The sequence below is a fragment of the Aquamicrobium defluvii genome (assembly GCF_004363725.1).
Lineage (GTDB): Bacteria > Pseudomonadota > Alphaproteobacteria > Rhizobiales > Rhizobiaceae > Mesorhizobium > Mesorhizobium defluvii.
Genome location: NZ_SNZF01000019.1, coordinates 39613 through 59573, shown reverse-complemented (window position 1 = coordinate 59573; position 19961 = coordinate 39613). Strand labels below are relative to the sequence as shown.

Genomic DNA, 19961 nt, shown 5'->3' with positions numbered 1-19961 from the left:
GCTTATCGGTCCCCGTTGCTGCGCCGTTTGTAGCGGATGGTGTCGAAACGGGCGGCCAGCGCATCGTAGAGCAGCAGGCGCCCGACCAGCGGTTCGCCGATGCCGGCGATCAGCTTGATCGCTTCCATTGCCTGCAACGTCCCCATCACCCCCACCAGCGCGCCCACCACGCCGGCTTCTGCGCAGGAGGGCACGAGACCCAGCGGCGGCGGTTCGGGAAAAAGGTCGCGGTAGGAGGGATTTTTCACCCCGGACTCATCGGTTTCGAACGGTTTCAGCACGGTCAGCGAGCCGTCGAAACGGCCGACAGCTGCATGCACCAGCGGGCGCTTTTCCTGCTCGCAGGCGTCGGCCACGGCAAAGCGCGTCTCGAAATTGTCGGTCCCGTCGACGACCAGATCGTATCTGGCGACGAGGGCCGGGGCGTTTTCTGGGGTCAGGCGCAGTCGATGCAGCTCGACCTCGACATGCGGATTGATGCGCAGGATTGCATCGCGGGCGCTGTCGGCCTTAGCTCGGCCAAGCGATTCCGTGCCGTGGATGACCTGCCGTTGCAGGTTGGAGAGCGACACGGCGTCGTCGTCGACGATGCCGAGCGTGCCCACGCCTGCCGCTGCCAGATAGGCCAGCACCGGCGCGCCGAGCCCGCCGGCGCCCACCACCAGCACCCGCGCCGCCTTGAGCCTGCGCTGCCCCGCGCCGCCGATCTCGGGCAGCACGATGTGGCGCGCATAGCGCTCAAGCTCGTCGTCGGTCAGGGAGGGCAGGGCGGTCATAGGGGGAAACTAGCATTTTCCGTCGCATCTTCATCCCCGAATCCATGCCTGAACCCGGAAGTCCGGCGCAGACGCTACCGCGTCTCACCGACCGTTCCGTGGTCTACGGTCAGGAACTGCGCCCGCCCTTCGAGGCTGGAGAACAGGGCGGCGTCGGTACCCGTCATGAAGGCCTGGCATTGCATGTCTTCCAGAATGGAAAACAGCGCGGCGCGCCTTCCGGCATCGAGATGGGCGGCGATCTCGTCCAGAAGCAGGATCGGCGTCATGCCGGAAATCTCGCCGGTCAGCCTCGCATGGGAAAGCACGATGCCGACCAGCAGCGCCTTCTGCTCGCCGGTCGAGCACAGTTCGGCCGGCATGGATTTCGGCCTGTGGCGCACGATGAGGTCGGAGCGGTGCGGACCTTCCAGCGTGCGGCCCGCCGCCCGGTCGCGCTCGCGCCCGGCGGCCAGCGCACGGCGGAAGCTTTCCTCGACGTCCACCGCCGGCGTGGTGGCGACCTGCGCTTCCAGTTCGCCGGCAAGGGCGATGTCGGCCTGCGGGAAGGGGCCGTCGCCCGGCAATTGCTCGATCTTGGCGGCGAGCAGCCGCACCAGTTCGGCGCGCGCTGCGGCAATCGCCACGCCGGTCTCGGCCAATTGCGTCTCGATCGCCTCGAACCATGCGTGGTCGCGCGAATTTTCGGCCAGCAGCCGGTTGCGGCCGCGCATCGCCTTCTCGTAAGCCAGCGCGCGCTGGCCGTGAGCGGCATCGACGGCCAGCACCAGCCTGTCGAGGAAGCGGCGGCGGTCGCCCGCCGGCCCGGTGAACAGGGTGTCCATGGAAGGTGTCAGCCACACGACGCGCAGCCATTGCAGCAATTCGTCCGCATTGCGGGCCGGCGCGCCGTTGATGCGCACCCGCCGCCCGCCTTCGCCGCCATCGGCTGCCATGATGCCGGTGCCGATATCGACCTCGCCTTCCGGCCCGTCGAGCTTTGCGTGCAGGGCAAAGCTGCCGTCATTGCCTTCGCGCGCCACATCCGCATAGGGTGCGCGCCGCAGGCCGCGGCCCGGCGCCAGAAGCGATATGGCTTCCAGAAGGTTGGTCTTGCCGGCGCCGTTATCGCCGCTCAACACCACTAGCCCGGGCTTCAGCTCCAGCGACAAAGACGCATAATTGCGGAAGTTCGTCAGCGTCAGCCGACTTATGTGGGGGCCGGGTAGCGTTTCCATGAGGCGGACATCGCAAACGCGTTGCGATGCGCGCTATACCCGCATCGGCATCAGCACGTAGAGCGTGTTCTCGTCGCTGGTGTCGCGGATGAGCGTCGGCGAGCCGGCATCGGCGAGCAGGAACTCGGCATCTCCGCTGCTGAGCTGGCCGGCAACGTCGAGAAGATAGCGGGCGTTGAAGCCGATCTCGATCGGGTCCGATCCGTAGTCGGCGGCCAGTTCCTCGGTCGCGCTGCCGGAGTCCGGGTTGTTGACGGTCAGCGTGAGCTGGCCTTCGCTGATCGACAGCTTCACTGCGCGCCCGCGCTCGGACGAGATGGTGGAGACGCGGTCGACGGCGGCGGCGAAGCTCTGGCGGTCGATGAGCAGCCGCTTGTCGTTGCCGGTCGGGATGACGCGCTGGTAGTCGGGGAAGGTCCCGTCGATCAGCTTGGAGGTCAGCACCACCGAGCCGATGGTGAAGCGGATCTTGGTGTCGGACAGTTCGGTCGTCACCGCCACGTCGGGATCGTCCACCAGCTTTTGCAACTCGCCCACGGTCTTGCGGGGGATGATGATGCCCGGCATGCCTTCCGAGCCGGCCGGCGCATCGATTTCGGCCCGCGCCAGACGGTGGCCGTCCGTGGCCACGGAGCGCAGCTTGAGCTTGCCATCGACCTCGTGCGTGTGCAGGAAGATGCCGTTGAGATAATAGCGCGTCTCCTCGGTGGAGATGGCGAACTGGGTCTTCTCGATCAGGCCCTTGAGCGCCGTGGAGTCCAGCCGGAAGATGTGCGGGAAGGAACCGGCCGAAAGCTCGGGGAAGTCCGACTGCGGCAGGCACTGGAGCCGGAAAGAGGAGCGGCCGGAGGTGACGGTCATGGCGGTGCCGTCCTCGTCGGTCCTCAGCATCACCTCGGCGCCGTCGGAAAGCTTGCGCACGATGTCGTAGAGCAGGTGGGCCGGAACCGTGGTCGCGCCGGGCTGCTCGACGCGCGCCGGCGTTGCCTCCGTCACTTCGAGGTCGAGGTCGGTGGCCTTCAGTTCAAGGCTGGAACCGTCCGTCGAAAGCAGCACGTTGGAGAGGATCGGGATGGTGTTGCGCCGCTCGACCACGCGGTGGACGTGGTTCAGGGATTTGAGGAGGTTCGACCGTTCCAGGATTACACGCATGACGAAACAGGCTCGCTTGAAGGAAAGGGCAGGCTCCCGAACCGGCAACCTGCCTCAGTCTGCATTGCAAAGAATGGGAGCCAAACTGACAGGAAAAGCGCCCTGAAAGCAAGACCGAACGGCCCTCTGCCACGGGTTTTACAGCAGTTTCGGGCATGGCGGCGGAAGGGGCCGTCATGCCCTTCCGCCTGATCTCATGCCTGATCGTTGATCAGGCGGCGCAGCAGCTCCAGTTCCTGCGCCAGGGTGTTGTCGCTGTCCGACAGGCCCTCGATCTTGCGCACGGCATGCAGCACGGTGGTGTGGTCACGCCCGCCGAAGCGCCGCCCGATTTCCGGCAGCGAGCGCGGCGTCATCACCTTGGACAGGTACATGGCCACCTGACGGGGCTTGACGATGGTGCGCGTGCGGCGATTGGACAGAAGTTCTGTCTTGGAAACGTTGTAATGACGCGCCACGATGCGCTGGATGTCCTCGATGCGCACCCGTTTGGGCTCGCCCGAGCGGTAGATGTGCCCGAGTATCTCGTCGATGCGGTCGACGGTGATCTGCGGCTCGAAAGACTGGCGGAACAGAAGCTGGTTGAACGCGCCTTCAAGCTCCCGGCCGCTGCCCGTGATGGTGCGCGCCACATGCTCCAGAACGGCGTCGGAAACGTCGATGGTGGTATCCTCGGCCTTGGCTGCCGCCAGCCGCTGCTGGAGCATCGACAGGCGCATGGAGAAGTCCGGGGACGACATTTCGAGCGCAACGCCGCCATTGAGGCGCGAGCGCACGCGCGGTTCCAGCGATTCCAGCTCCGACGGCGGCCGGTCGGCAGCGACGACCACCTGCCGGGCGCTGTCCAGCAGCATGTTGATGAGATGGCAGAATTCGTGCTGGATCGACTTGCCTTGCAGGAACTGCATGTCGTCGATGATCAGCAGGTCGATGTCGCGAAGCTGCTCCTTGAGCGTCAGCGCGTTGTTGTCGCGGATGGCTGTCGCAAAGCGCCACATGAAATATTCGGCCGTCAGGTAGACGACGCGCGATTTCGGGTTCTGGCGCAGCGATTCCGCCGCGATCGCCTGCAGCAGGTGCGTTTTGCCAAGGCCCACCGTGGCATGCAGGAACAGCGGGTTGAAGCGGACCGCGCTGGAGTGGGATTCGGCCACGGCACGGGCCGCTGCGAAGGCAACCCGGTTGGAGGGGCCTTCGACGAAGGAAGCGAACGTGTAGCGCGGGTCCAGCGGCGAGCCAAGAACGTTCTGCCGGAACTCCGTCTCGGCGGTCGCCGGGCGCTGCGCGGGCATGCGTTCGGCCTTGCCGGCATTGAAGCCATTGGAGGCCATTGTGGAGGTGAGCGCCGTCTGCGACTGGCGCTGGGCAGGGCGGCGCTGGCCATTGCCCTCCGCCTCCGCGGCGCGGGTCTGCCTTGCGGCACTGCGGACGATGATCTCGACCTTGAGGATCTCGGGATCCTCTTCCTTCCACAGCCCGACGATCTGGTCGAGATAGTGGCTGTTGATCCAGGAACGGAGGAACGCGGTGGGCACCGAGATGCGCACGATCCCCTTCGAAGCCTCTGCCAGCTTCATGCGTCCGAACCAGCTGGAATAAACCTCTGCCCCCAGACGTGCCTTGAGCTGAGCCTTGACCCGCTCGAACTTGTGATCCGCCTCCCCAAGAGATGTCATGTCGTGTCCTTGGGCACCTTCCCCCTCGTAGGAAAGGTTGCCAAGTTCCCTGCCCATGCCGCTCTGCATTTCGTGATCCTTGTCCCGCACTTTCGCGCCACAGGCATGTCGCCTGCGGTGGCCTCGTTATCATTTTCTCCGCCGGGGCCGCCGCTGGCCATCGCCGGATATGCTCGTTGCGCGTGGAGTCGTCTCCGACCCCTGTCCCGCAACAGGGAAGCTATGCGCATGGCAAAGCAAGCCGTCCGGCATTGCACCGGCCAAACTCATACATGCCATACAATTGACTGGTCCCCTGCCAGTATCGAAAGTGACAACCGACCCGACCACGGACGAGCGCCCACGGTGCCAATGCTGTCTTTTTTTGATTAGGTCGAGGGCGCCGGGCCCGTCCCTTTCGATGGACAGACACTACCGAAATCGTTGTGGAAAGGGCAAGGCCGCATCTTACCGGTTTTTAACGAATCTGGTTACCAAATTGCCCTCAACAACGCCGCCGCAGATACCCGCGTTCATGAAAGCCATTGGGATTCAAACCCTTTTCGCAAACGCCGGGAAACGATAGTTGGCGAGATTCTTTTTTTTAATATTTCTCTTGACACAGGATTGTCCCCTTTCGGCTGGCGCCGATATGAACAAGCTGTGGATTACCTTCTTTAAGTGTATGAAATAAAAAGAAATTTCCTGTCAGTGTCGAGATCGTGAAATCTGCCGGGGTACAACCTGGAAGACACATACCGGCAAAGGTTCAGGCAATGAAAAACGTGCCGCTGCGGAAGCTTCCGGTGTGTCATTTCAGGTTTTCGCCGAATAACGAAAAAAACCCGGCGCAGACGCCGGGTTCCATGAAAGCTTCGATTGTCGCGTTAACGATTACGCCGACAAAGCCTTAAGGCGCTGAGCCAGACGCGAAACCTTGCGCGAGGCAGTGTTCTTGTGAAGAACACCCCTGGAAGCAGCGCGCATCAACTCGGGCTGCGCGTTCTGGAAAGCGGTCTCGGCGGCTGCCTTGTCGCCAGCGGCCAGAGCTTCTTCGACCTTACGCACGAAGGTGCGGACGCGCGAACGGCGATTCTTGTTGACCGCGGTGCGGTGAGCAATCTTGCGCGTAGCCTTTTTGGCCGAGGGAGTGTTGGCCATGTTGCCTCTCTTCTGATCTCAACGGTGGGCGCTTGCGGCTACCCGCAGGGCGCAAAAAACAAATGGGCAGCCACAGGGCCACCTCAGTTGGGCGGCTTATAGTTCAGCTTTCCAAATCCGTCAATCTTGCTTCGCATCCAAAGAGCGATTTGAGCGGCATATTGGGCCTCATTTGTTGCGGAATTCGGGCTTCCGCTTGTCGACGAATGCGGCCATGCCCTCCTTCTGGTCCTCCAGCGCGAACATGGACTGGAAGACTCGCCGCTCGAATCGCAAGCCCTCGGTCAGGGTCAGCTCATAGGCGCGGTTGACGGCTTCCTTGTTCATCATGACGGCGGGCAGGGAGAAGCCGGCAATCTTCGTTGCCGCTGCCAGCGCTTCGGCGACGAGTTCGCCGACTGGTACGACACGCGAGACCAGACCGGAGCGCTCGGCTTCGGCTGCATCCATCATGCGGCCCGTAAGGCACATATCCATCGCCTTGGATTTGCCGACGAAGCGGGTCAGCCGCTGGGAGCCGCCCATGCCGGGCATCACGCCGAGCGTAATCTCGGGCTGGCCGAATTTGGCATTGTCGCCGGCAATGATGAAGTCGCACATCATGGCGAGTTCGCAGCCGCCGCCCAGCGCGTAGCCGGCCACTGCCGCGATGATCGGCTTGCGGGTACGGGTAAAGTCTTCCCAGCCCGAGAACAGGTCGCCGAGATAGACGTCCACATAACTCTTGGACTGCATCTCCTTGATGTCCGCACCCGCGGCAAAAGCCTTCTCCGAGCCGGTCAGGACGATCGCACCGATGTTGTCGTCTGCATCGAAGGCTTTCGTTGCGGCGAGCAGGTCGGTGAGGATGGCGGAGTTCAGCGCGTTGAGCGCCTGCGGCCTGTTCAGCGTGATCAGCCCGACCTTGCCGCGGGTCTCGACGATGATGTTTTCGTAAGTCATGCGCTTCATCTCCTGAATGGTTTCCCTGACCTAGCTATTTCTGGCAGGCACGGCAATAAAAGGTGGAGCGGCCGCTCTGCACGATCCGTTCTATATGCCCCCGGCAGCCCGGAGTGGAACATGGTTCGCCTTCGCGGTCGTAAGCGGCGAAGCTGTGCTGGAAATAACCCAGCGAGCCGTCGGTATGCATGTAGTCGCGCAGGGACGAGCCACCGGCTGCGATGGCGTCTGCGATCACCTCACGGATAGACTGCGCCAGTTTTTCGCGCTGTGCAGCCGCCTTGGCGCCCGGCCCGGCAATGGTGCCTGCCGCTCTCAGCGGCGAGAGACCGGCGCGCCAGAGAGCCTCGCACACATAGATGTTGCCGAGCCCTGCGATCAGGCGCTGGTCGAGCAGGGCGGCCTTCAGCGGGGCCTTGCGGTTGCGGAACAGAACGGCAAGCAGGTCGGCATCGAGCGCATTGCCCGTCGGTTCCACGCCCAGACCTGCCAGCATCGGGTGCTCGTCGGGAACCGTGTCGGAAAACAGCATGAAACCGAACCGGCGCGGATCGTTGAACACGACGCGATGGGGAGACTGAACCGCCGATACCACGTCGAAGATGACATGGTCGTGGATGGAGTCTTTCGACCGCTCGTAGCGGAAGCTGCCGGGAACGGTACTTTCGGGACCGTCCTCGATGCGGAAGGACCCGGTCATGCCAAGGTGGCAGATCAGCGCCGGCCCGTCTTCCATATGCATGGTCAGATATTTGGCGCGCCGCCCGATGGCGGTAATGGTGCGGCCGGTCAGGCGTTGGGAAAAATTCTCGGGGAAGGGAAAGCGCAGGTCGGGCCGCCGTGTTTCGGCCCTGACGATGCGCGCGCCTTCAAGAACCGGTTGCAGCCCGCGCCGGACTGTCTCGACCTCGGGCAATTCAGGCATGGCCACCGATCTGCTTGTAGAAGGAGGTTCCGTATTTTCCGGGCGCAATGCCCAGATGCTCGGCCACGGTCTCGCCTAGGTCGGCGAAGGTGGCGCGCAGGCCCACGCTGCCGCCGGGCAACCCCGGCGCCAGCCCCATCACGGGTATGCGCTCGCGTGTATGGTCGGTCCCGCGCCAGGTGGGGTCGTTGCCATGGTCGGCGGTGAGCAGGAACAGGTCGCCCTGTCTGAGCCGGCGCAGCGCTTCCGGCACGCGGCGGTCGAATGCCTCGAGCGCCGCCGCATAGCCTGCCGTATCGCGGCGATGGCCGAACTCCGTATCGAAATCGACGAAATTGGCGAAAACAAAATCGCCGTCGACGGCTTCGTCCATCGCGTCCAGCGCCTGATCGAACATGGCCATGTTGCCCGCCGCCTTGCGCAGTTTCGTCACGCCCCGATGGGCGAAGATGTCGCCGATCTTGCCCACTGCAAGCACGCGGCCTCCGGTCTGCGTGAGGCGGTCGAGCAGCGTCGGTTCGGGCGGTGAGACGGCATAGTCGCGGCGGTTCGGCGTGCGTCTGAAGGTGTGGGTTTCTTCACCGACGAAAGGACGGGCGATGACGCGGCCGATCTTGAGCGGATCGCAAAGGCGACGAACGACCTTGCAGAATTCGTAGAGACGTTCGACCCCGAAATGCTCCTCGTGGGCGGCGATCTGCAGAACGGAGTCGACCGACGTGTAGCAGATGGGCTTGCCCGTCGAGATGTGCTCGGCGCCGAACCGTTCGATGATCGTCATGCCGTCCGCGTGGCAGTTGCCGAGGATGCCGGGTACCTGGCCTTGCCCGATCATGGCCTGCGTGAGGGCAGGGGGGAAAGCCGGAACGGTGTCGGGAAACCTTCCCCAGCCGAAGCGCAGCGGCAGTGCGGCGATTTCCCAATGGCCCGAAGGAGTGTCCTTGCCGCTGGAAATTTCCTGCGCGGCGCCGTGGAAGGCAGATGCCAGAAGGGGCGGGCCGGCCGTTTCAAACCCGTAGCCCGTGGCCACCTGCGCGGCTTTGCCCAGTCCGAGCGAGACCATGTGCGGAACGGTCAGGGGACCTGCCCGCAGGCCGGAGCAGTCTGCAAGGCCCGAGCGGCAGGCATCGGCTATATGGGCGAAAGTGTTGGCGCCTTCATCTCCGAATTCGGCGGCATCCGCAGCGCCGCCTATGCCGAAGGAATCCAGAACGAAGACGAATGCACGCGCCATTGCAGCCTTGCGGTGACGATCGGGAGCCCGGCTCTACGTGCCGGTCCGATCGGGACGATTCAGCGAAACCGGCGGGCGGCCTGCCGCCAGGCCGGGACTTCGACCAGACATAGGCTTGCACGCAAACCTTTGCAATCGGCAATCCGGAGCGGGTTTATTTCAGCAGGTCGCACACGCGATTTCACGCCTGATGCGCGGGCGGGCATAGTAGACCTCCTCCATCCTGAGGCCCGTGAAGATGCCCATCAGCCCGGAGGCGGCGTCCCCTTCCTTGGGCCAGAGGAGGATCGGCCAGTAGGTGAGCCTGCTTTCCACCCTGATCAGGAAACTGTCACCGGTTTTCAGAGCTGCCGGTACGGCGACCGTCGATCCGGCGCTGAGGGCTTTGGCATATTTGCCTTTGGAATCGACCGTTCCGGACCATACGACCTTTGGCACGGCGCCTTTTGCATCGCTGCTGATCTGTATGGCGGTAACGGTCACTTCAGGTACGGAGCGGGTATAGGGGCGCATCGTCGATTCGCTGATCTGGATGATTTCCTTCAGCGCGGTCGCCGACAGTGCGTCCTGCTGGCCGACGAGGTCGGCGACCATCGAGCCGAGACGGCTGAGGCGCCGGTTGGTCTCGATGCCCTGCACGGCCTCAACCGTCATGAAATAGAGGATCAGCAGGATGGGGGCGACGAAGGCGAACTCCACAGCCGCGATGCCGTCCCGGTTGCGGATGAATGCCGCGATCCTTGTGGTCAGTGATTTGATCATCCGCCGTGCCCCCGCACCAAATATCGATATCGTTGTGTCCGCACTGGTCAAAACGGCTCGTTCTGCCAGACGAAAGACGCGAAATGCAGCGTCTTGTCTCCTCCGATGTTGGCCATGTATTTGCTCATGAAATCGGTGATGACAGGCCACTTGTAGAAGACCCGGAGCATGTTTCTCGACATGGTCGGACCCGGATCTATGGCGAAGTCCTCCTCCGCGATACTGCCGGGCGTCAGGACGACCCTGTCACCCTGAATAGCGAAGCCGTACTGGGTGGCGTCTGAGAACCTGTCGAAACTGCGAAGGTCGATCAGAAGACCGGGGCAGCCTTTGCTGACGATGATTTCCAGGCGGTCGCAGATTTGCGCGGTGATGTTGTCTCTCAGCTCGTTTTGCTCGGCCGTGGTGTTGGCAGCCTTGAGCTGCCCGGTGCGGAACTGGCGCGCCACATCGTCGGCGGCATTTGTCAGCACCGTCTGCGCGGCAAACGATATGCAGCTTTCCAGTATGGCAAATGTCAGCAGTGCAAAAGGCAGGATGAGCATGGAGAACTCGATCGCCACGCTGCCCTTGGTGTCGCGCCGGAATTTTGCGAGAAAACCCGGACGGTGGCGTTTGCCGCCTGTGTTGCAACCGTTGGAAGTGTTTTCCATGTTCGTCCTGCCACCCCTTGCCAGTTGGCCGGACTATAGATGCAAGCCGTTGAGGTCCGGTTTGAACGGCCGCTAAATTGCAGGCGTTCGCATTAAGCCGGCATCAACCATGGATTTCCGGTGCGCGGGATGAACCGCTTGCCGTCAGTTTCCGCTGGTCTCGCTGTCGGATGCCCGCTCAGCTTCGTTCTTGTAGGAAGTTTCGCAGTAAGGCGTGCACGAGAGGGTCTGGACGTCGGAGCGACGATAGATGCGCACGGTGGAGGCAGTCTGGCGAACCACGGTGACCTGCTCGTCCATGATGGGTGCGCCCTCCTTGTCGAGGACAACCAGATTGGTCACGCCGAAACCCCGGCCTGTAAGAACGAGCGTGGTGGCATCCTGAACGGATGCATCGGCTATGGATGAGTTGCCGACGACGATGGTGTCGGCCGGACGCGGCAGCTTGACGATCCGCGCCTGATTCATAACCACCTCAATGCCGGTTTCCATCGCCGGCCCGACGTTCGCCTGCGGCTGAACGGGATCGGCCTCGGTTGCCATGGCCGGACAGCATGCGGCCGCCAGCAATGAGCCCGCAATCAAAATCGGTCTCGACACGGACATCATGAGTTCTCCCGCTCCGCCAGAGTGCTCAACGGAATATGAACGTGAGTGGTGAACCAACGGTTAAGCCCCCGACAGCAGGAGAAATGCGCGCGATCACCGATCCTTAACGCCATGCGTGTAGGCTCCGGAAGTCGCTCACATCCGGTGTCCTGTCTATGCTTGAAGCGCTGATTTTCGTTGTGTTCCCGTTCTGCATGGTCTTTGCAGCCGTTTCGGACGTGCTGTCGATGACGATCGCCAACAAGGTGTCGCTGCTTCTGGTGGCGAGCTTCATGGCCATTGCACCCCTGACCGGCATGGACTGGAGCGTGTATGGCATGCATCTGGCTGCCGGGGCGCTGGTGCTGGCGGCAACCTTCGTCCTGTTCGCCATCGGCGGCATGGGTGGCGGCGACGCCAAGCTGATGGCGGCGACGGCGGTATGGATGGGGTTCGAGCCGGTGCTGCTGGAATATCTGCTCTATGCATCTTTCATCGGCGGAATGCTGACGCTGGCAACGCTCTTCTACCGGAAGTCGATATTCGCCGATCTCACCCGTCACAACATGTTCCTGCGCCATTTCGCGGATTCGAAGGTGGGTATTCCTTACGGGGTTGCCCTCGGGTTCGCCGGGCTGGCGATCTATCCGAAGACCGCACTGGTCGGCTGGGCGCTGGCGCGGCTTGCGGCCTGACATCTGCCTGAACCGCCTCTGCCGGATACGCCGCACAAGCTGTGCGGCGTATTTTTTACCCCATGTGGGGCAATAACCTTGCGTTAAGCAAATTTGTAAGCACGGCATTAACCATAATTTGAGGATTGCCGCTGCAATGTCCGGCCTGGGTTGATGGTTTGCCAGGGGCTAGGGGTTGGACATATGCCTGCATCCCGACTGATAATTCTGGGCGTTGCGGTCGCTGCCGCAGGTGGCGCGGGCTATGTCGCCAAGAATATGGTGGTTCCGCCGCCGGCCGAGGTCGTGGTCCAGCCGGGGCCGCAGGAGCCGGCTGTCCGGATGGTGGACGTGGCCATCGTGTCGGGCGACGTGCCGATCGGCGCTCCGCTCGGTTCCAACGTCAAATGGACTCCCTGGCCCGCGGACGCGGTCAACCAGCACTTCATCACGCGTGACAACGAGCCCGATGCGGTCGAGAAGCTGAAAGGCTCGGTGACCCGCATGGCCCTGTACAGCGGCGAACCCGTGCGGCGCGCCAAGCTCATCGACGAGGGCCAGAGCTTCATGTCCTCGATCCTGCCCTCGGGCAGCCGCGCCGTGGCGACGTCCATCGCGGCCGACACGTCCGCCGGCGGCTTCATCCTGCCCAACGATTTCGTCGATGTGATCATGACCCGTCGTACCGACACCGGCGGCAGCAGCGGTTTCACGACCGAAACAATCCTTCAGAATATCCGCGTTCTCGCCATCGACCAGACCATCCAGGAGGACGAGGAAGGCAGGAAAACGCGGGTCGGCCAGACCGCGACGCTGGAACTGACGCCGCAGCAGGCCGAAATCATCACCGTTGCCCAGCAGATGGCCGACCGCCTCACGCTAGCGCTGCGCTCGATCAAGGATACGCAGGAAACAGGTCTGGACGAGGCCGACTATCTGGTCAGCGGCGCCGGCCGCCGCGGCACGGTGCGTCTCATCAAGTCCGGAGAAGTTTCCGAAGTGGGGGCAAGGAAATGAGGTCTTTTGCAAAACTTCCTGCCGCTTTTGCCGCAGCGGTTGCACTGGTTGCCACTGCCGGCCCGCTCGGCGTCGCGACAGCCGATGCCGCCAGCACCGTGCGCGCCACCGCCGCCAGCCAGCGTATCAAGCTTGGCCTCAACAAATCGATCGTTATCGACCTGCCGCGCGATGCCTACGACATTCTCGTGGCGAATCCCGGCGTCGCCGATGCGGTCACCCGCACATCGAGGCGCATCTACTTTTTCGGAAAGTCGGTCGGCGAGACCAACATCTTCGTGTTCGGCCCCAATGGCGAGCAGATCGCAAGCTTCGATCTTTCCGTGGAACGCGACGTTGCCGGGATCGAGGACTATCTCAGGCGCTTCATCCCGAACTCCGACATCAAGGTCGAACTGGTCAACGACAACGTGGTGCTGACCGGCACGGTCGAGACGCCTCTCGACGCCAAGCGCGCCGAGCAGCTTGCCGGCGCTTTCGTGCGGGGCGGCGAGGCGACCACGGGCCAGTATTCCCAGACGGCTGCGGGCGGCTCGTCGAACTCGGGTGTTGCCATCAACAATCCCGACCGCTCGCGCCGCAGCAGCGAGATCATCAACATGCTCGAGATCCTGGGCGAGGATCAGGTGACCCTGAAGGTGACTGTCGCCGAAGTGAGCCGCTCGGTGATGAAGCAGCTTGGCGTGAACCTCGTTGCGGGCGGCGATTCGAACGGCATCAGCTGGAGCACCGTCAGCGAACCCATCTACGGGCTTGGCAAGCCCCTTGCGCAATCCGGCGCGGGAATGACAAGTGGCCTGCTGGAGGGCTATCTCAACAGCATGGAACAGGCCGGCGTGATGAAGACGCTCGCCGAACCTACGCTGACCGCGGTCTCGGGAGAGCGGGCGACCTTCCGCGTCGGCGGTGAATTCAATCTTGTCAACGGCCAGTCCGTCTCGCCGCCCAGCCCCGCGCGCGACAGCAATGGCGACGGGGTGATCGATGAAGCAGCCACCTACGGCGGCGTGACCTACGAGGTCCAGAAGATAGAATATGGCATCGGGCTGGAGTTCCGGCCGGTTGTTCTGTCCGCCGGCCGCATCAGCCTGAAGGTACGCACCTCCGTTTCCGAGCCAACGGTGGAGGGGTCCATAGGACTGACTGCGAATCCGTTGACGCTGCAGGGTTCGAACATGTTGTCCATCCGCAAGCGTTTGGCCGACACCACGGTGGAACTGCCTTCGGGTGGATCGATGATGATCGCCGGGCTTGTACGCGACGACGTTCGCCAGGCAGTGAACGGCCTTCCGGGTCTTTCCAAGCTGCCGGTTCTGGGCACGCTGTTCCGCAGCCGCGATTTCGTGCGCAACGAGACCGAACTGGTCATCATCATCACGCCCTATCTGTCGAAGCCGGTGGCGCGCAATCAGCTGGCCAAGCCGGATGACAATTTCAATGCCGCAAGCGACGGCGCCGCCATGTTCCTTGGCCGCGTGAACCGCGTCTACGGCACCATGAAAACCGACAAGCCTGCCGGTCGCTATCACGGCATGGTCGGCTTCATCTACAAGTGAGCGGGGAAACGGGCATGTCGAGCGCAATGTTCAGGACAAGAGCAACCGTCGCGGCGCTGGCCGTGGCCGCCGCCGCGCTGCTGGCCGGATGCGCCAATCGCGACAGCGTTGTCGTCGGGGCCATCCCCGACGACTATCGCACCAACCATCCCATCGTCATCACCGAGAAGGACAAGACCCTGGACCTGCCGGTTGCGGCGTCGGCGCAGGGCGTCTCGAAGATGCAGCGGCAGGCGCTGGCCGGTTTCCTCGATGGTTACGATACGGGAGAGGCCCCGGTGCTGACCATCGCTGCACCTTCCGGGTCCGCCAATGAACGGGCCGCCGGAAAGGTCGCCCGGGAATTTGCCCGCCTGGCGGCGGCCGGCGGCGTGCGGCCCGATCGTATTGCCATGGCGCACTATCAGGCATCGCCCGACGAGCTGACCGCGCCGGTCCGGCTCGTCTACAGCTCGATCCAGGCGCAGACCGGCAAGTGCGGGCGCTGGCCGAAGGATGTCCTGGATACGGCCGACAACAAGCACTACGCCAATTTCGGCTGTTCATACCAGAACAATCTGGCTGCCCAGATCGCCAATCCGGCCGATCTCATGGGACCGCGCCAGCAGACTTCCATCGACGCATCGAACCGGAAAACGGTCATCGACAGATACCGCTCTTCCGGAAACGGCAGCACTGCGGGTGAAGTGAGATATTGACGAATTCGGCCTGTCCGGGGGGCAAGCAGCATGACAAATCTGGCGTATGACCATGACATCGGGGCGGAGCGCGGCGACCAGCACGACATCGCCGCCATGCAGGCCCTGCGGCCTATACCGCGCATTTCCATTCAGGCTTTCTGCGAAAGCGAGGGCGTATCCGCGCCTGTCCAGCGTGCCGGCGAGGATCGCCGCATGTCGAAGGCGCATCTCAAGGTGCATATGGGTGGCATTTCCACGGCCATCGATTTCTACCAGACGGCACCGACACCCAACCTGATCATCCTGGAATCGCGCAGCGAGCCGGGAGAACTTCTGGAGCAGCTGGCGCAGCTTGCCGAGCATTGCGATCCCAGCACAAAGGTGGTGGTCATCGGTCATTACAACGATGTCGGCCTTTATCGCGAACTGATCCGCAACGGCATCTCCGAATATGTCGTCGCGCCGGTGTCGATGGCCGATATCGTCAGCGTCATCGCAACCATCTTCGTCGACCCCGACGCCGATCCGATCGGCCGTTCGATCGCCTTCATAGGCGCGAAAGGCGGAACGGGGTCCTCCACAATCGCGCACAATGTCGGCTGGGCGATTTCATCGCTGTTCAGGTCGGAAGTCGTGGTCGCGGACCTCGATCTGGCGTTCGGAACCGCCAACATCAACTTTGATCAGGACCCGGCTCAAGGCATCGCGGAGGCGGTATTCTCGCCCGAGCGCGTCGACGAGGTCTATCTCGACCGGCTGCTGGCGCAATGCGCCGAAAACCTTTCCCTCCTTGCGGCGCCCTCGACACTCGAGCGCACCTACGATTTCGAGCCGGACGCTTTCGCGCAGGTCATCGACACGGCGCAACGCACCGCGCCCGTTCTGGTGCTCGACATTCCCCATCTGTGGAGCGGCTGGAGCAGGAACACCCTCATGCATGCCGACGAGGTGGTGATCACCGCGACGCCGGAGCTTGCCAATCTGCGCAACACCAAGAACCTGATGGACATGCTGAAGCGCCTGCGGCCCAACGATCCGCCGCCGAAGCTGATCCTCAACCAGTGCGGCGTACAGAAGCGGCCGGAGATTTCGGCGCAGGATTTCGCCGAGCCGCTCGATGTCGAGCCGATGGCGGTGATCCCGTTCGATCCGCAACTCTTCGGCAATGCCGCCAACAATGGCCGCATGCTGGGCGAGATGGATGCCAAGAGCCCGGTCGTGGCCACGATCAACGAGATCGCTCATGTGCTGACCGGGCGGGCGGAGATCAAGGTCCGCAGGAAGCCCGGCCTCGGCTCGATCATCGAAAAGCTCAGACGCGCGAAGTGACGACGCACGCGGGAGCGCAAGGGTAGACGATCATGTTCGGAAGAAGAGGCAACGACGACAGGGGCAAGCCGGCTTTCTCGAAGCCTGCCTCCGCCCCTTCACCGGCTGCGCCGGTGTCCGGCGCGGTGGACGGTGCGCCGGCACGCCACGCTGCGCCAGCTGCGCCAATGCAGCAGCCTGCACGCCGCACCGTGGAAGCGCCTCCGCTTGCAGCCCAGCCGGCGGGGCGCGCGCCGCGCGAGCGCAGCGACAGCTATTACGACACCAAGAGCCAGGTCTTTGCCGCGCTTATCGACACCATCGACCTGTCCCAGCTGGCCAAGCTGGAACCCGATGCCGCGCGCGAGGAAATACGCGATATCGTCAACGACATCATCGCGATCAAGAACTTCGCCATGTCGATTTCCGAGCAGGAGGAACTGCTCGAGGACATCTGCAACGACGTTCTGGGCTACGGTCCGCTGGAGCCGCTGCTGGCCCGCGACGACATCGCCGACATCATGGTGAACGGCTCGCGCAACGTCTATATCGAGGTGAACGGCAGGGTCGAGCAGACCAGTATCCGTTTCCGGGACAACCAGCAGCTTCTCAACATCTGCCAGCGCATCGTCAGCCAGGTCGGCCGCCGTGTCGATGAATCCTCGCCGATCTGCGATGCGCGTCTGCCCGACGGCTCCCGCGTCAACGTCATCGCGCCGCCATTGGCCATCGACGGCACCGCGCTCACCATACGCAAGTTCAAGAAGGACAAGCTCACCCTCGACCAGCTCGTGCGGTTCGGCGCCATTTCGCCGGAAGGCGCGGAAATCCTCAAGATCGTCGGCCGGGTGCGTTGCAATGTCGTCATTTCCGGCGGTACCGGCTCGGGCAAGACCACGCTGCTCAACTGCCTGACCAACTATGTCGATCGCGAGGAGCGCATCATCACCTGCGAGGACTCGGCCGAATTGCAGCTCCAGCAGCCGCATGTGGTGCGCCTCGAAACCCGTCCGCCAAATCTCGAAGGCGAGGGTGAGGTGACCATGCGCGATCTCGTCAAGAACTGCCTGCGCATGCGCCCCGAGCGCATCATCGTGGGCGAGGTGCGCGGCCCCGAAGTTTTCGACCTGTTGCAGGCCATGAACACGGGCCATGACGGCTCGATGGGCACCATCCACTCCAACAGCCCGCGCGAGTGCCTGAACCGCATGGAATCCATGATCGCCATGGGTGGCTATTCGCTGCCGCAGCGCACCGTGCGCGAGATCATCGTCGGCTCGGTCGACGTCATCATTCAGGCGGCCCGCCTGCGCGACGGATCGCGCCGCATCACCCACATCACCGAAGTGATCGGCATGGAAGGCGATGTAATCGTTACCCAGGACCTCGTCGTCTACAACATCAAGGGCGAGGATGCGAACGGCAAGCTGGTCGGCGAGCATGTCTCTACCGGTATCGGACGCCCGCATTTCTGGGATCGCGCCCGTTATTATGGCGAGGAGCACCGGCTGGCCACCGCGCTGGAAGCCATGGAGAAGCGTGCCGATTGAGTCCTTTGAGCATGGAGCGCGAGCGCAATGTTTGGAATTGACAGCACCGTTCTGATGTTCGTCGCGCTGGCCGGCGTCAGCGCCGGCGCGATCGCCTATGCGCTGCTCTTCAATCGCATCAGCGACGAGAGGAACGTCGGCAAGCGCCTTCAGACGATCAAGTCGGCCGAGACCGACCGGGCCGTGGTCAAGGCATCGCGGGACCGCATGGCCGAGGCTGCCAAGCGGCGCAAATCCGTGCAGGAAACGCTCAGGCAGCTCGATGAAAAGCAGAAGCAGATCGACCTGAGCGTCAAGAAGCCGCCGCTGAAGGTGCAGATCCGGCAGGCCGGCCTGAACCTCACCATGGAGCGGTTCTATCTCTACTCCGCAATTTCCGGCCTCGTCCTGACGCTGGTCGGGTTCGTCATCGGACTTCCGACCATCGCCCTGCCGGGTGCGTTGATCGTCGGCAGTCTGGGCCTGCCGCGCTGGCTGGTGTCATTCCTGCGCGCCCGCCGGGTAAAGGCCTTTCTGAACGAGTTTCCCAACGCGCTGGACATCATCGTGCGCGCCGTGAAGTCCGGCCTGCCTCTCAACGATGCCGTGCGCCTCATCGCCAATGAATCCCCGGAACCGGTGCGCGGCGAGTTCCGCCGCATCGTCGACTCCCAGCAGATGGGCCTGTCGATACCCGAGGCCACCATGCGCATGTCCGAAACCATGCCGTGCCCCGAGGCGGCGTTCTTCGGCATCGTCATCCAGATCCAGGCGCAGGCCGGCGGCAACCTGTCCGAGGCGCTCGGCAATCTCTCGCGGGTGCTGCGCGACCGCAAGAAGATGAAGGCGAAGGTTTCCGCCCTGTCGATGGAGGCCAAGGCTTCCGCCGCGATCATCGGCTCGCTGCCGTTCATCATCGCGTTTCTCGTCTATCTGACCAGCCCCAGCTACATCCTGCCGCTGTTCACCACCTCGACCGGCCACCTGATCCTCGGAGTCTCGGGGCTGTGGATGTCGATAGGCATCTTCGTGATGCGCAAGATGATGAATTTCGAGGTCTGAGGTCATGAGTTTGGCCAGACCCGCTGACCGGAGGCTGCCGTGAGCGCCCAGACCATAAAGACCCTGACCGATCCGGCATTCCTGACGGCGCTGCTGGTCGGCATCGCCGTCTTCGCGACGATGATGACGCTGCTTCCCGCCTTCGGGGGAAATCCGCTGAAGAACCGGATGAAGGCCGTGGCGCTCGAACGCGACGAACTGCGCGCAAAGCAGCGCGCCCGTCTGGTCGCGGAGGCGGACCGGCGCAGCCGCGGCCTGCGTGAGCAGCAGTCGACCGGCATGCGCCGCGTCGTCGAGCGGCTCGACCTGCGACGGCTGCTGGCGGACGAGAACACGGTTCGCCAGCTCAAGACGGCCGGCTTCCGGGGCCAGAACCCGATGACGCAGTTCCTGTTCTTCCGTCTCGTCCTGCCCTTCGTTGGGCTTGGCCTTGCCGCAGTCTACATCTTCGGGCTGGGCGTGATGGAGGACAAGCCGATGATGATCCGCGTCTTCGCCTGCATCGGCGCCGCCTATGCCGGCTTCTACGCGCCGATCGTCTACGTCACCAACCGTGCCTCGAAGCGCAAGGAATCCATCAAGCGTGCCTGGCCGGACGCGCTGGACCTGATGCTGATCTGCGTCGAATCGGGCATGTCGATCGAGGCGGCCATGCGCAAGGTGGCCGAGGAGATCGGCTCCCAGTCGGTCGAGCTGGCCGAGGAATTCGTGCTCACCACGGCTGAACTCTCCTATTTGCAGGAGCGGCGGCAAGCCTACGAGAATCTGGCCGAGCGCACCGGTCTGGAGCCGGTCAAGTCGGTCACCCAGGCGCTTATCCAGGCCGAACGCTACGGCACCCCGGTGGCCCATGCCCTCAGGGTGCTCTCCAGCGAAAGCCGGGATGCGCGCATGACCGAAGCCGAGAAGAAGGCCGCTGCCCTTCCGCCCAAGCTCACCGTGCCGATGATCCTGTTCTTCCTGCCGGTGCTGTTCGCCATCATCCTCGGCCCGGCCGGCATCCAGCTCAGCCAGAACGGCGGTTTCTTCGGCGACCAGCCCCAAAGCTCCGCGACCGAATAAAGTTTCAT

The 19961-nt window shown here is 63.2% G+C and carries 19 protein-coding genes; 8 read left to right on the top strand and 11 right to left on the bottom strand.

The features are described from left to right. Window positions 1–2: 2 nt before the first annotated feature. The 11 genes from DES43_RS14750 to DES43_RS14700 form a co-directional block, all read right to left on the bottom strand. Complete coding sequence (locus tag DES43_RS14750; protein ID WP_035023402.1) at window positions 3–776, bottom strand: molybdopterin-synthase adenylyltransferase MoeB; 774 nt, start codon at window positions 774–776, stop codon at window positions 3–5. 74 nt (window positions 777–850) lie between these two features. After that, on the bottom strand, window positions 851–1993 hold the full coding sequence (gene recF, locus DES43_RS14745) for a DNA replication/repair protein RecF (RefSeq protein ID WP_035023401.1): 1143 nt from the start codon (window positions 1991–1993) through the stop codon (window positions 851–853). A gap of 33 nt (window positions 1994–2026) precedes the next feature. Beyond that, complete coding sequence (dnaN, locus tag DES43_RS14740) at window positions 2027–3145, bottom strand: DNA polymerase III subunit beta (RefSeq protein ID WP_035023554.1); 1119 nt, start codon at window positions 3143–3145, stop codon at window positions 2027–2029. A gap of 194 nt (window positions 3146–3339) precedes the next feature. Further along, entirely contained in the window at window positions 3340–4890 is a 1551-nt protein-coding gene (gene dnaA / locus DES43_RS14735) for a chromosomal replication initiator protein DnaA (protein WP_035023552.1), read from the bottom strand. Window positions 4891–5694: 804 nt separating this feature from the next. Next, complete coding sequence (rpsT, locus tag DES43_RS14730) at window positions 5695–5961, bottom strand: 30S ribosomal protein S20 (protein WP_035023399.1); 267 nt, start codon at window positions 5959–5961, stop codon at window positions 5695–5697. A gap of 168 nt (window positions 5962–6129) precedes the next feature. Further along, window positions 6130–6903: an enoyl-CoA hydratase gene (locus DES43_RS14725; RefSeq protein WP_133675756.1), complete on the bottom strand. Its 774-nt coding sequence runs from the start codon at window positions 6901–6903 to the stop codon at window positions 6130–6132. 34 nt (window positions 6904–6937) lie between these two features. Further along, window positions 6938–7828, bottom strand: coding sequence for a bifunctional DNA-formamidopyrimidine glycosylase/DNA-(apurinic or apyrimidinic site) lyase (mutM, locus tag DES43_RS14720; protein ID WP_035023547.1), 891 nt, complete (start codon window positions 7826–7828; stop codon window positions 6938–6940). Then, window positions 7821–9062: a phosphopentomutase gene (locus tag DES43_RS14715; RefSeq protein WP_035023397.1), complete on the bottom strand. Its 1242-nt coding sequence runs from the start codon at window positions 9060–9062 to the stop codon at window positions 7821–7823. Before DES43_RS14715 ends, mutM begins: the two co-directional genes overlap by 8 nt. 159 nt (window positions 9063–9221) lie before the next feature. Continuing rightward, window positions 9222–9824: a TadE/TadG family type IV pilus assembly protein gene (locus tag DES43_RS14710; protein WP_035023396.1), complete on the bottom strand. Its 603-nt coding sequence runs from the start codon at window positions 9822–9824 to the stop codon at window positions 9222–9224. Between the two features lie 47 nt (window positions 9825–9871). Then, window positions 9872–10477 carry a TadE/TadG family type IV pilus assembly protein gene (locus tag DES43_RS14705; protein ID WP_035023394.1) on the bottom strand — a complete coding sequence of 202 codons (606 nt, stop codon included), beginning with the start codon at window positions 10475–10477 and terminating at the stop codon, window positions 9872–9874. 144 nt (window positions 10478–10621) lie between these two features. Beyond that, the gene (locus DES43_RS14700) at window positions 10622–11020 is read right to left on the bottom strand and encodes a pilus assembly protein N-terminal domain-containing protein (RefSeq protein WP_063608038.1); all 399 of its coding nucleotides are present in this window, start codon (window positions 11018–11020) and stop codon (window positions 10622–10624) included. Between the two features lie 221 nt (window positions 11021–11241). Here DES43_RS14700 and DES43_RS14695 point away from each other — a divergent pair, with 221 nt between their 5' ends. The 8 genes from DES43_RS14695 to DES43_RS14660 all read left to right on the top strand — a co-directional run bounded on the left by DES43_RS14695 (window position 11242) and on the right by DES43_RS14660 (window position 19953). Then, window positions 11242–11760, top strand: coding sequence for an A24 family peptidase (locus DES43_RS14695; protein WP_035023393.1), 519 nt, complete (start codon window positions 11242–11244; stop codon window positions 11758–11760). 183 nt (window positions 11761–11943) lie between these two features. Next, the gene (gene cpaB / locus DES43_RS14690) at window positions 11944–12756 is read left to right on the top strand and encodes a Flp pilus assembly protein CpaB (RefSeq protein WP_035023391.1); all 813 of its coding nucleotides are present in this window, start codon (window positions 11944–11946) and stop codon (window positions 12754–12756) included. After that, complete coding sequence (locus tag DES43_RS14685) at window positions 12753–14312, top strand: type II and III secretion system protein family protein (protein WP_035023390.1); 1560 nt, start codon at window positions 12753–12755, stop codon at window positions 14310–14312. The genes cpaB and DES43_RS14685 overlap by 4 nt, the downstream gene beginning before the upstream one ends. A gap of 14 nt (window positions 14313–14326) precedes the next feature. Next, complete coding sequence (locus DES43_RS14680) at window positions 14327–15010, top strand: CpaD family pilus assembly protein (protein ID WP_051520373.1); 684 nt, start codon at window positions 14327–14329, stop codon at window positions 15008–15010. A gap of 30 nt (window positions 15011–15040) precedes the next feature. Further along, window positions 15041–16321 (top strand): CpaE/TadZ family protein, encoded by a 1281-nt coding sequence (locus tag DES43_RS14675; RefSeq protein WP_035023388.1) that lies wholly within the window; start codon window positions 15041–15043, stop codon window positions 16319–16321. Between the two features lie 32 nt (window positions 16322–16353). After that, entirely contained in the window at window positions 16354–17850 is a 1497-nt protein-coding gene (locus DES43_RS14670; protein WP_035023386.1) for a TadA family conjugal transfer-associated ATPase, read from the top strand. Between the two features lie 27 nt (window positions 17851–17877). Then, window positions 17878–18891, top strand: coding sequence for a type II secretion system F family protein (locus tag DES43_RS14665; protein ID WP_035023384.1), 1014 nt, complete (start codon window positions 17878–17880; stop codon window positions 18889–18891). A 39-nt stretch (window positions 18892–18930) separates the two neighbouring features. Further along, window positions 18931–19953: a type II secretion system F family protein gene (locus DES43_RS14660; RefSeq protein WP_035023382.1), complete on the top strand. Its 1023-nt coding sequence runs from the start codon at window positions 18931–18933 to the stop codon at window positions 19951–19953. The last annotated feature ends 8 nt before the right edge of the window (window positions 19954–19961 follow it).

Bases quoted from the DNA above. Each gene is read 5' to 3' on its own strand.
- DES43_RS14695 (WP_035023393.1), top strand. From the start codon at position 11,242: ATGCTTGAAGCGCTGATTTTCGTTGTGTTCCCGTTCTGCATGGTCTTT.
- DES43_RS14670 (WP_035023386.1), top strand. From the start codon at position 16,354: ATGTTCGGAAGAAGAGGCAACGACGACAGGGGCAAGCCGGCTTTCTCG.
- DES43_RS14750 (WP_035023402.1), bottom strand. From the start codon at position 776: ATGACCGCCCTGCCCTCCCTGACCGACGACGAGCTTGAGCGCTATGCG.
- recF (WP_035023401.1), bottom strand. From the start codon at position 1,993: ATGGAAACGCTACCCGGCCCCCACATAAGTCGGCTGACGCTGACGAAC.
- DES43_RS14685 (WP_035023390.1), top strand. From the start codon at position 12,753: ATGAGGTCTTTTGCAAAACTTCCTGCCGCTTTTGCCGCAGCGGTTGCA.
- mutM (WP_035023547.1), bottom strand. From the start codon at position 7,828: ATGCCTGAATTGCCCGAGGTCGAGACAGTCCGGCGCGGGCTGCAACCG.
- DES43_RS14665 (WP_035023384.1), top strand. From the start codon at position 17,878: ATGTTTGGAATTGACAGCACCGTTCTGATGTTCGTCGCGCTGGCCGGC.
- DES43_RS14715 (WP_035023397.1), bottom strand. From the start codon at position 9,062: ATGGCGCGTGCATTCGTCTTCGTTCTGGATTCCTTCGGCATAGGCGGC.
- rpsT (WP_035023399.1), bottom strand. From the start codon at position 5,961: ATGGCCAACACTCCCTCGGCCAAAAAGGCTACGCGCAAGATTGCTCAC.
- DES43_RS14675 (WP_035023388.1), top strand. From the start codon at position 15,041: ATGACAAATCTGGCGTATGACCATGACATCGGGGCGGAGCGCGGCGAC.
- DES43_RS14700 (WP_063608038.1), bottom strand. From the start codon at position 11,020: ATGGCAACCGAGGCCGATCCCGTTCAGCCGCAGGCGAACGTCGGGCCG.
- dnaN (WP_035023554.1), bottom strand. From the start codon at position 3,145: ATGCGTGTAATCCTGGAACGGTCGAACCTCCTCAAATCCCTGAACCAC.
- dnaA (WP_035023552.1), bottom strand. From the start codon at position 4,890: ATGCAGAGCGGCATGGGCAGGGAACTTGGCAACCTTTCCTACGAGGGG.
- DES43_RS14725 (WP_133675756.1), bottom strand. From the start codon at position 6,903: ATGACTTACGAAAACATCATCGTCGAGACCCGCGGCAAGGTCGGGCTG.
- cpaB (WP_035023391.1), top strand. From the start codon at position 11,944: ATGCCTGCATCCCGACTGATAATTCTGGGCGTTGCGGTCGCTGCCGCA.
- DES43_RS14710 (WP_035023396.1), bottom strand. From the start codon at position 9,824: ATGATCAAATCACTGACCACAAGGATCGCGGCATTCATCCGCAACCGG.
- DES43_RS14705 (WP_035023394.1), bottom strand. From the start codon at position 10,477: ATGGAAAACACTTCCAACGGTTGCAACACAGGCGGCAAACGCCACCGT.
- DES43_RS14680 (WP_051520373.1), top strand. From the start codon at position 14,327: ATGTCGAGCGCAATGTTCAGGACAAGAGCAACCGTCGCGGCGCTGGCC.